9 protein-coding genes are annotated in these 7138 nt (G+C 37.1%); 2 read left to right on the plus strand and 7 right to left on the minus strand.

The window, feature by feature from the left end; translation table 11 throughout:
- A partial coding sequence (locus F6K13_RS10480; protein WP_287287333.1) for a hypothetical protein occupies positions 1–217 on the plus strand: 217 nt, incomplete at its 5' end.
- A 244-nt stretch (positions 218–461) separates the two neighbouring features.
- Here the strand turns inward: F6K13_RS10480 and F6K13_RS10485 are convergent.
- The 3 genes from F6K13_RS10485 to F6K13_RS10495 form a co-directional block, all read right to left on the minus strand.
- The gene (locus tag F6K13_RS10485; protein WP_124147325.1) at positions 462–845 is read right to left on the minus strand and encodes a glycosyltransferase; all 384 of its coding nucleotides are present in this window, start codon (positions 843–845) and stop codon (positions 462–464) included.
- Between the two features lie 209 nt (positions 846–1054).
- Complete coding sequence (locus tag F6K13_RS10490; RefSeq protein ID WP_161564717.1) at positions 1055–1210, minus strand: hypothetical protein; 156 nt, start codon at positions 1208–1210, stop codon at positions 1055–1057.
- A gap of 304 nt (positions 1211–1514) precedes the next feature.
- A complete protein-coding gene (locus F6K13_RS10495) occupies positions 1515–1997 on the minus strand; it encodes a thioesterase family protein (RefSeq protein WP_124147324.1) in 483 nt (160 codons plus the stop codon).
- A 104-nt stretch (positions 1998–2101) separates the two neighbouring features.
- On the opposite strand from F6K13_RS10495, the gene F6K13_RS10500 reads away from it, so the two are divergent.
- The gene (locus F6K13_RS10500) at positions 2102–2956 is read left to right on the plus strand and encodes a universal stress protein (protein WP_124147323.1); all 855 of its coding nucleotides are present in this window, start codon (positions 2102–2104) and stop codon (positions 2954–2956) included.
- Positions 2957–3273: 317 nt separating this feature from the next.
- Here the strand turns inward: F6K13_RS10500 and psbM are convergent, their stop codons facing one another.
- The 4 genes from psbM to F6K13_RS10520 form a co-directional block, all read right to left on the minus strand.
- Complete coding sequence (gene psbM, locus F6K13_RS10505) at positions 3274–3378, minus strand: photosystem II reaction center protein PsbM (protein ID WP_124147322.1); 105 nt, start codon at positions 3376–3378, stop codon at positions 3274–3276.
- 54 nt (positions 3379–3432) lie between these two features.
- Positions 3433–3738 (minus strand): 2Fe-2S iron-sulfur cluster-binding protein, encoded by a 306-nt coding sequence (locus F6K13_RS10510; protein ID WP_287239205.1) that lies wholly within the window; start codon positions 3736–3738, stop codon positions 3433–3435.
- Positions 3739–4100: 362 nt separating this feature from the next.
- Complete coding sequence (locus tag F6K13_RS10515) at positions 4101–4325, minus strand: hypothetical protein (protein ID WP_124147320.1); 225 nt, start codon at positions 4323–4325, stop codon at positions 4101–4103.
- A partial coding sequence (locus F6K13_RS10520; RefSeq protein WP_287287334.1) for a TolC family protein occupies positions 4322–7138 on the minus strand: 2817 nt, incomplete at its 5' end. The genes F6K13_RS10520 and F6K13_RS10515, both read right to left, overlap by 4 nt.

Here is a 7138-nt window from a genome sequence, read left to right on the forward strand (position 1 = left end):
GGCGTTGCTGAGTGGTAATGATTTTGAGATTAACTTTGGGCGCAAAACATCAGTTTTTCAATTTTACCTTCAGCTAATAGACATCTCCAAGAATCAAAAATCAATATCTATATCCCAAAGAAATTATCAATTCTTTCCCCTCCTGGGAGGGGGAGGGGCGAGGGGTGGGTTCCCTACTGCCTACAGCAAAGCTGCCTACTCCCTATGGGTGGAGTAGATGTCTAATTATCATTACATTTAAGCAACGCCTTTTTTTCTATTAACCGTCCGACAAATCAAACAATCGGTTCTAGTTTTACTTCTGGATTCGGTGTAAATATATCTACATCTATACCGATATAATTAACTTTAATTTTCTCTGACAGACATCCTTTTTCAATTAGTTGAGAGCGGATCAATTCAGAAACAGCAATAAAATAGTCCGCTTCTTGAAATAGGCGATCGCGATTCCTAAAATATAATTATCGAAAAAATTGACCGCGATTTTTGACAAAATCCCAGGTCTGTGCATAAAAACTTTGAGATTGATTTAGGGTTATTTCTGTGGTAGCATAATAACCATGAAAAGTTACAATGAGGGGTATGTTTAACTTTTTTGCTAGTGGCAGTGCTAAAACCCCATCCAGACCAAAATGAGCGTGAATTAACTGAGGCGATAAATCTTGCAAAGATTTCAGCCAGCGAGGATGGATAAAACCAGTTAATTTGTAGGCTGTTTTCCAGAGACCAGGAGGAGAGGCTAAGTAACCCAGAATAATCGCTCTATCCTGGGGAATCATTGATTTGGCAGTGAAAAAGCCAGATGAGCCAACGTAGAATCCTTGATAGGATGAAAAATTCTCCACTTGTGCGGGGATAAAAGTTTCTGATTAGGGAATTAATTGGTCGCGATAGATAATTACTATTGGTTTCATTAGTTGCTTTGGCAAAAAAGAGCGATATTAGACTTTTTTATGTCCTGTAAAATTATCAACATTGGCAAACAATTCTTTCAGTTTCAGCAAAGAATAAATATATTTGTAGTTAGTAAATTTTTTTTCAAATTAAATCTTGCTTATTTATATCTAAATGTAAAACCACCAAAAATATAAAGTTTGTCATTAATAACTGTTGTCGCACTTTCTAGGAGTGGGGTAGGAAGTGGAGCGCCTATCTTCCATAACCTGTGAGGGAGCATCCAATTTTCAAGTGTTTGTGTGATTGAGACCATAATTAATTGTTATAAGTAATTTTTTTGAGCAACTAAAAATTTAATTGTTTTTAGTTTGCTAACCTATAGCTTCAGTAGATGCTGCTTTCTCTTTAATTTTTTCCGCAAATTCCAACATTTTTCCCTTGCTTTTTCTGTAGCTATTTTTAATCGAGTTTGGTCAACTTTCATTTTCTTTCAAAACAGGGATAATTTTTTCCTGATAACTATGGATAATATCTCCCGAATTAGCTGAACTGGGAGGTAATTACAGACTTTATCAGTCTATTACCTCCTTAATAACATAAAAAATAAATCTCAACTATCAATAAAGCTTGGTTAAAGCTGCTTCTACTTTTGGAGGTAAACGGCGCATGATTTTGCCTTTTTCTCGGTCAACAGTTACTAATGTTACTCTGGCTGTAACATATAATTCTTTACCATCCAAAGATTGAATTTGGTAATCCCAGTCTAGTTTGACTCCTTGAGTATTTGTCATGCGAGTCCTGACTGCAACTACCATCCCAAACTTGACCGCTTTGTGATAACGTACTGAAAGTTCTACCACTGGTAAATCGCAACCAAGGTTAACCAACTCAGCATACTCAATACCAATAGAACGCAAACTTTCTATTCGTGCCTCCTCCATCCAGGAAATATAAGTCCCATGCCAAACAACACCAGCATAATCAGTGTGATGAGGATGAACTCGGACTATATATTCAAACCAAGCATCTGATTTCTGAGTAGATTGATTTTCAATCGCACTTGTGGGTAACTGAGATTGAGATTGTTCTGATGAGGCCACTTTACAAAATTTGCTAAAACGCTACATTTCTCAAAGTTATCATGGGTACAGGAGATTTATGCTATTTTTAAACGTTATTATTTGCTGATTCACTCAATTAAAAAATGATAAACAAAATTTTGTTAGCTGTTGCTGGTCGGGGACTATGTGAGCAGATGCTCAATATGTTGATGGACATCCCTTACTTCCAAGTAGCATCTGTGACTGTCTTGCACGTTGTCCCCCCTCAACCTAGTGCAGAAGGTATGTCTGCTAAGTTAGAAGAAGGTGGAAAAATCCTGGCAGAGGCTGTTCAATCTTTAAAAATAGATCCAAAAAAAGTTAATCCCCGACTTAAACAAGGAGACCCCAAGGATATTGTTTGTCAAGTAGCTGATGAAGAAGAATCTGAACTAATTATTATGGGTTCCCGGGGCTTAGGCAAACTGCAAGCTATTTTGGAAAATTCTGTTAGTCAATATGTTTTCCAGTTAACTTCCCGTCCAATGCTACTTGTGAAAGACGATATCTACGTTAAAAAAATCAGGCGGGTGATGGTAGCTCTAAATTCATCAGAAGGAGGAAAAAGTTCTCTACAGTTGGCTATTTCCTTAGTGAATCAAATTCCTGGGGGACAATTAATTTTGAGTCATGTTAAGAAAGATCCCAGTGGAAAATCAATGCAAGATTATACTGCCGATGCAGAAAAAGACCCTGTTGTAGCTGAAGCTGCAGCAGAAGCAAAAAAAATGGGTATTCAATATCGCTGTGTTGCTGCCAGTGGTAAACCTGGTCCAGAAATTTGTAAAATTTCCCAGGATTTGAATGTAGACCTATTGATATTGGGCTCACCAGACCGCCGTCCATCCAGTGCTAAGAATCTTGTGGACCTTGATAAACTATTAGGAAATTCTCTATCGGATTATGTGCGAGTTTATGCCAATTGTCCTGTATTGTTAGCTCGCCAGAGTAGTAGTTAGGGTTTGCTGAAAAAGTCTTTTTGTCAAGGTAGGAGTCAGGAGTCAGGAGTCAGGAGTCAGGAAGAACAGGGTATTATCAGGAGGTAGTCGGAAGAACTGTCCCCTCATTTTTCTGCCCTCTAATGCCCAAAATATTAACTTTTGAAGCTTGAGACATCTCAAACTAGGCACTTTTTTCGACCCTAAAAAGACTAAAGCCAATATCAGTCAATGCTTTGAGATTTAATCAGCAGAGCAATAATTAGAAAAAAACGGCAAAGTAGGAGGACAATTTTTTAAATTATGCTCCTACTCTGAGTGTGTAAACTGCTAAATTTTTAGCTTTCGTTGTTACCAGTTTGAATATACAAAATGATTAAGAAAACGGCTGGCACAAATATGAACAAAATGGTTGCCACAAAGCCTAAATCATTAACTGCCATGATTAACCCACCTTGAATTGAAAAAAACCACAAGGTTAAGAATACCATTATTTGCTATTTGCGCTTTGGTTTTGTTTTAATAGTTACAGGACCGTTAACCATGGTTTGACAAGCTAATCTATAAGAAGGGGGTTTCTTCTTCAACTTTTTTTCTTCCACTGGAGTACGGGGTGAAAGATTTTCCAGACCTTCAACAACCTCTACAATACAGGTACCACATTGTCCATAGCCTCCGCAATTCATCATTTTTCCTGTAAAGGTGTAGAGGTCAATGCGGTTTTCTAGAGCCTTGATTCTTAAATTTGCTCCATCAGCAGCAATTATTTCCTGGTTTTCTTGTTCAAATTTGATGTTGGCCATTATGAATTATTAACTTATATTGAGATTGGTAATTCTAAAAAAATGTTAACTAATGTTGAGAAGTTTAATATCATATTCAGTTGAATACTCATAAATAACTTAGCTAGGAGTCAGGAGTCAGGAGTCAGGAGTCAGGAGTCAGGAGTTAAAAGTCAGTAGGAATAAAGGGTGAGAGTGGGAATTATCTGGGGATATTCTGGCATTTTATGTCTGCATTGAATGGAAGTAGAAAGTGCGTTGATTGTATAGGCGGATTTTATGTAATATCAAATCCGTTTAATTCGGTATAAAAAAATGTTCCATCTTCAACCATTACCAAATATTTCTCGATCTCCCCATCTCCCCATCTAATTACACCGATGCTACCGGATTTGATATAACTTGTTCTGTTGGAAGAAGACAGAAGAAAAAGCCACTATAAAACTCAGAGAAAGCAATATTTGGTTGTCCTGCTCGCGTAATAAAGATATATATTTTTTAATTTCTTCCCACACTCCCCACACTCTATCTACCATTACTATGCACCACAACCCAATATTTTTTCCTCTTGCTTCTTGCTTCTTGCTTCTTGCTTCTTGCTTCTTCAAGGAGTATCTGACAAATCTCCACCAGGAAGATTACTAACAGCTCGCTGTAGCTCTGACAAAGAACGGTTATAGTCAATAATTGCAGTTAGCAAATTATTCTCAGCTCTGGTCAAGTCTGTCTCAGCATTAATAACCTCCAACTGAGTTCCCACACCTGCTTGAAATCTTAGTCGCGCCAAACGTAAAGCCTCTTTGGCCTGTTCCACGCCTAATTCTGCTGTAGAAATATTCTCAAAACTGGCTTCCAAACCAAAAAAGGCTTGTTCAACTTCACGACGAACCTGATTTCTAACTTGCTCAAACCGATTTTCTGCAATATCTTGATCTAGAATACTCTGTCTAGCAGCTGCCCTAGCTGCACCACCATCAAAGAAATTCCATCTAAAGTTGAATCCTACTGTAGTTCCATCGGCCCAACCTCTTGCAGCAAAAGGGCTTAAGTTATCAGTAGTTAACGCCAACACATTGTAAGTGGCAAAGAAATTTAAGCTTGGCCTGATGGCTGAGAGAGCTAATTTTCGTTGCTCATCGCTTAAGTCTCTTTGTACCAACTGCTGTTCTAACTCAGCTCGGTTTTGAAAAGCAGACACAATTGTTTCATCTAAAGATAGAGGCCAAGACCCTGCTGGCTCAATTGGGTCAGCAGCCGTTAAATTGATTAACTGACTTATATTCAATCTTTCCACTAAGCGACGTTGAGCAGTACGCTGGTCTCGAAATGCATTTGTCAGATTTTGTTGTTCGTTTGACAATGTTACTTGAGCTTGCAGTACATCAAACCTAGTTCCAACTCCAGCTCTTTCTAAAGCTTCTGCATCCTCTAAACTTTTTCTAGCGTTAGCCACAGCAGCTTCCCCAATTCTGACTCGTCCATCTGATTCTTGTAGATCGTAGTATTCATCAGATACATCAAAGCGTAATTGTTCTGAAACTCTTTCTAACTCTAGTTCTCGGAGGTGCATTTGTTCTCTAGCAATTCCAATTCTAGCAGAACGAGCTTTACCAAGGCCAAGGTCATAGTCAAATCGAAATGTATTATCAAAAGTCGTGACTGGGAAATTTTGAATATCTGTGTCTATAAACTCTGTACCTCTACTTTCTGCAAGTCGTTGTTGAGCTTTTGCCTGTAAATCACCACTAGCACTTTCTATACGTTGTAGGGCTGATTCAAAAGTTAGGCTGGGCCACAGAGCAGCTTGAGCTTCTCGCATACTTGCTCTGCTTCTTTCAACTTCTAATTGAGCAATTTCTATTTCTGGATTATTGCGTCTGGCTAAATCAATGGCTTGTTCTAAAGTAATTGGTATGGTTTCTTCTATCTGTACTTCTTCGGGGGTAATTGGAAAGTTTAATGGGTTAGAAGATTTTGGTTGAATTTGAGGGGGAGGATTTGTTTTTAAGGTTCCGTCTGGTACTGGTGGGGGAAAACTTTCTGTTGTTTGTTGAACAATGATAAAGCCACTATTTGTTGATGAGGGTTTTTGATTTTCTACTCTGGCTAAGTTAGGAACAGTATTGTTGTTTGGAGTTTGATTGAGACCTGTGGTTATCTGGGCTGATTTTTTCTGTGTTGAAGTATTCCCAAAAGTAGGTGGATTATGAATTGTTGTGGCTGAATTTCGATTATTTCTACCGGGCAATCTTAGGGGATGAGTTAAGCCTAATGCTTGGGTTTCAGTCTGTGCTAAGTCATTGACTGTTTCCATTATCGGTGCTCGATTGATGCTTGTCATTACTCGGTAAGAATTTCCTAGAATTGAATTTCTTTCCGATGTTGTTTTGGGATTATTTGTTTCGTTTTCTTGATTCGGTTGTAAATTTGTCTGAAATTTTGCTGTTTCAATTTTAGGATTTTCTGCTTTTGGTTTTGACTGTAGCAAATCTAATAAACTAGAATTTGATTTCTCTAATTCAACCAATTTTTTTGATTCTACATTAAATTTTTCAGCCCCTTTACCAGCGAGAATAATTGACTGTTGAAATTCTGTTTCGTTACCCGGATTAATTTCTGCTGCTCTATGAGAATTACCAGACTTTGACTGTAGCAAATCTAATAAACTAGAATTTGATTTCTCTAATTCAACCAATTTTTTTGATTCTACATTAAATTTTTCAGCCCCTTTACCAGCGAGAATAATTGACTGTTGAAATTCTGTTTCGTTACCCGGATTAATTTCTGCTGCTCTATGAGAATTACCAGACTTTGACTGTAGCAAATCTAATAAACTAGAATTTGATTTCTCTAATTCAACCAAATTTTTCGATTCTACATCAAATTTTTCAGCCCCTTTACCAGCGAGAGTAATTGATTGTTGAAATTCTGTTTCGTTACCCGGATTAATTTCCGTTTCTACCTCATAATTATCTGAATTTGACTGTAATAAATCTAATAAACGAGAATTTGATTTCTCTAATTCAACCAATTTTTTTGATTCTACATTAAATTTTTCAGCCCCTTTACCAGCGAGAGTAATTGACTGTTGAAATTCTGTTCCTTTACCAGGACTAACATCTGCTTCTCTGTGATAATTATCTGAATTTGACTGTAATAAATCTAATAAACTAGAATTTGATTTCTCTAATTCAACCAAATTTTTCGATTCTACATCAAATTTTTTAGCCCCTTTACCAGCGAGAGTAATTGATTGTTGAAATTCTGTTTCGTTACCCGGATTAATTTCCGTTTCTACCTCATAATTATCTGAATTTGACTGTAATAAATCTAATAAACGAGAATTTGATTTCTCTAATTCAACCAATTTTTTTGATTCTACATTAAATTTTTCAGCCCCTTTACCAGCGAGAGTAATTGA

Source organism: Okeania sp. SIO2B9 (assembly GCF_010672505.1).
Lineage (GTDB): Bacteria > Cyanobacteriota > Cyanobacteriia > Cyanobacteriales > Microcoleaceae > Okeania > Okeania hirsuta.